Source organism: Sphingomonas sp. LH128 (assembly GCF_000293195.2).
Classification (GTDB): Bacteria; Pseudomonadota; Alphaproteobacteria; order Sphingomonadales; family Sphingomonadaceae; genus Novosphingobium; species Novosphingobium resinovorum_A.
In genome coordinates, this window is sequence record NZ_ALVC01000381.1 from 1 (window position 1) to 3,000 (window position 3,000).

Sequence of the window (3,000 nt, forward strand, 5' to 3'; positions counted from 1 at the left end):
ATGAGAACAAAGGCGCTTACCATCTCTATCTGCTGGCAACCGAGGCACCGATCGCCCGCCTCAAGCCTGTCGGCACGCGTGACGAAGTCAGGCTCGGCTACTGGTCACACCAGCGAAAATGGGAAAATATCGATGATATGGGCGGATGCGTCTTGCCCCTCGATCAAGCACTCGACCACGTTGCTGAAAACAGCATCTTCTGGACCTGGACCTGACCAAAAACGTACAAAGTCGAGCTAAGAGGCTGTTTGGAAATTCGCTGCAGGCGAATTTCGCGGCACCGGCCCGCTCCCCCACCCGACCACCCGCAGGATACTACCGTTGGGTGGTCGGGTGGGGGAGCGGGCCGGTGCCGCAAGGAAATGCCCGGATGGGCATTTTCCATGAACTGCCGAAGGCAGCGGCGCCCCCGTCAGGCGCGCGTGAAGCGCCAGCGGTCGGCGTCGCTCTCCTCGGCATCGAAGCGGTAGCCGTCGGTGTCGAAGCCGCGCATCGCATCGACGTCGGTGATGTGGTGCTCGCACATCCAGCGCGCCATCATCCCGCGCGCGCGCTTGGCGTTGAAGCTGATGAAGCGGGAACCGTTGGGGCCGGGCTCGCGGAACTCGACCTCGATCACCCGGATGCCGGAAAGGCGCCCGGAGACGGCGGCGAAGTATTCCTGGCTGGCGAGGTTGAGCACGACGCCCGATCCTTCCTCCGCCACCTGTTCGCGCAGCAGCGCGGCGATGCGGTCGCCCCACCAGTCGGTCAGGCTCTTGTGGCGCGGCGCCCAGCGAGTGCCCATTTCCAGACGGTAAGGCTTGATCGTGTCGAGCGGGCGCAGCAGGCCGTAGAGGCCCGAAAGCATGCGCAAGTGATCCTGCGCGAAAGTCACGCCCGGCTCGTCCAGCGTATGCGCCTCGAACCCGGTGTAGACGTCTCCGGCGAAGGCGAACAGCGCCTGCCGCTCGGGCAGTTCGGGGAAGTCGCGAAAACGGTCGGCGTTCAGCTTCGCCAGACGCGGCGAGATATGCATCAGCTCGGAAAGGCGCTTCTGCGTGAGGTTCGCGGCCGAGCGCGCAAGGCTGGTCGCCTCCTCCACGAAGTGCGGGGTCGAAACGGCGAGCGGCGGGAGTACACGCTCGAAATCGAGCGTCTTGGCGGGAGACAGAAGGGCAATCATCGCGGCTTGCGGTAGCGAGCACCGGCAGGCGCGTCAAATGCCCTTCGATGCCCGCTTCGGCACCAGGCCGCCGCCGGCCGGCTACGCGCGGATGCGGCGGCGTTTTTCGCCGATCTCCTGCTTGGCTTTCTCGATCAACTGGAGTTCGGTGACGGCCAGCAGGTCCTCCGAAACGCGCATCAGATGGGCGCGCATGGCGGAGCGCGTCTGCTCGGGATCGCGCTGGACGAGCGCGTCGTAGACCCGGCGGTGCTCGTCGGGGCGCGGGTTGATGCCGACCTGCCGCGCCTGCTCGAACATGTGGCGACACAGCGGCGACTGTTCGCGCAGGTCCCACAGGTGTTCGACGGTCTGGGCCACCAGCGAGCTTTGCGTGCCTTCGGCGATCGCCATGTGGAACTGCCGATCAAGCACAAGCTCTTCCGCCGTCGCGGGATCGAGTGCCTCCATCCGTTCGAGGATTTCGCCGACGCGCGCGACTTCCTCGTCGGACATCACGGTCGCGGCGAGCGCGGCGGCTTCACCCTCGAACATGATGCGCGCCTCGATCAGTTCGAACGCGCCGACGTCGAGTTCAGCCGGAGTGCGGTCGGCAGGGATTTCCTCGGCCACGTAGACGCCCGAGCCATGGCGCACTTCCACCAGTTGCCGAATCTCGAGCGCGATCATCGCTTCGCGGATCGTGGGACGGCTGACCTGGAATTGCTCGGCAAAGTCACGCTCCGCAGGCAGCCGGCTGCCGGCCGCATATTGCCCGCTTCCGATGCGCTGTTCGATCTCTTGCGCCACGCGCTGATACAGTTTCAAGCGTTCCGCCATCCCCGGTGAATGTCACAAGCCGCGGGCGCCCGCAACATGTCTTACCAATTTTCCGGTGCGATATAGGGCGCTGCCGGGTCCCGCGGGGGGATCGCGCCGCGTCGCATGACGTTCCAGCCCGCCAACCGGTGCCCGGCGAGTGCCGCCTCCACAACCGGAACGCCCCGCATGCGAGCATCGAGGTAGCCGCCGTTGAAGGCGTCTCCGGCGCCGCTGGTATCGACCGGGCTCAGGGCGTTCGGCACAGGGCAAGCCGTTGCGTCGGGCAGGAGGCAGCCTTGCGCGCCCAGCTTGACGACGACCTCGCCGCAACCGAGCCGCCGCCAGTGCGCAGCGACCGCCTGCGGCGAGGTTGCGCCGTCCAGCAGCGCCTCGTCCTCGAAAGTCGGCAGGCCGATGTCGGCAAGGCCGATCGCCTCGTCACGCATGCGCGCCGCTGCCTCGGGAGATTCCCATAAGCGCGGGCGGTAGTTGCCGTCGAAGGCAACCAGACCGCCGCAATTGCGCACCCGCCCGGCCAGGGCGAGCAGGTCCCGCCGCCCCTGCGGCGGCAGGATCGCCAGCGAGATCAGCGAAAAGCACAGAAGATTGGCTGTTTCGGCAACGTCCATCGCGGCATCAACGGCTTCCAGTTCGAACAGCGCCCGCGCCGCGCTGGTTTCCCGCCAGTAAGTGAAACTGCGCTCGCCCGCAGGGTCGGTGGTGATGGCGTAGAGCCCGGCCTGCCGCGAGGGATGCGTCAGGACGAGACCGCAATCGACCCCCTCCGCCGTCCATGCCGTGCGCAGTCCATTGCTGAAGGCATCCGTGCCCAGCGCGGTCATGTAGGCGACGTCATGCCCGGCGCGGGCGAGATGAATGGCGGTGTTCAGCGTATCGCCGCCAAACCCCACGCCCCATGCTCCCGCCGAGCCGGACAGTTCCACCATCGCCTCTCCGAGGCAGACGATCCTTGCCACGCTGCCGCCTCTTACCAGTTCCACATCGTCCCGTCCTCGAGCCGGGCGACCGGCAGG

General features: G+C 66.6%; 4 protein-coding genes. 1 reads left to right on the forward strand and 3 read right to left on the reverse strand.

The window, feature by feature from the left end; all coding sequences use genetic code 11:
• Nucleotides 1-215: hypothetical protein (locus LH128_RS25660; RefSeq protein ID WP_008832611.1), on the forward strand; the 215-nt coding region annotated here is incomplete at its 5' end.
• Between the two features lie 197 nt (nucleotides 216-412).
• Here LH128_RS25660 and yaaA read toward each other — a convergent pair.
• The 3 genes from yaaA to LH128_RS25675 form a co-directional block, all read right to left on the reverse strand.
• Nucleotides 413-1,165, reverse strand: coding sequence for a peroxide stress protein YaaA (gene yaaA, locus LH128_RS25665; RefSeq protein ID WP_008832612.1), 753 nt, complete (start codon nucleotides 1,163-1,165; stop codon nucleotides 413-415).
• Nucleotides 1,166-1,246: 81 nt separating this feature from the next.
• Nucleotides 1,247-1,984, reverse strand: a complete 738-nt coding sequence (locus LH128_RS25670) for a FadR/GntR family transcriptional regulator (protein ID WP_036526510.1) — start codon at nucleotides 1,982-1,984, stop codon at nucleotides 1,247-1,249.
• Between the two features lie 41 nt (nucleotides 1,985-2,025).
• Entirely contained in the window at nucleotides 2,026-2,961 is a 936-nt protein-coding gene (locus LH128_RS25675) for a sugar kinase (RefSeq protein ID WP_442800364.1), read from the reverse strand.
• Nucleotides 2,962-3,000 lie beyond the last annotated feature (39 nt).

Bases quoted from the DNA above. Each gene is read 5' to 3' on its own strand.
- yaaA (WP_008832612.1), bottom strand. From the start codon at position 1,165: ATGATTGCCCTTCTGTCTCCCGCCAAGACGCTCGATTTCGAGCGTGTA.
- LH128_RS25670 (WP_036526510.1), bottom strand. From the start codon at position 1,984: ATGGCGGAACGCTTGAAACTGTATCAGCGCGTGGCGCAAGAGATCGAA.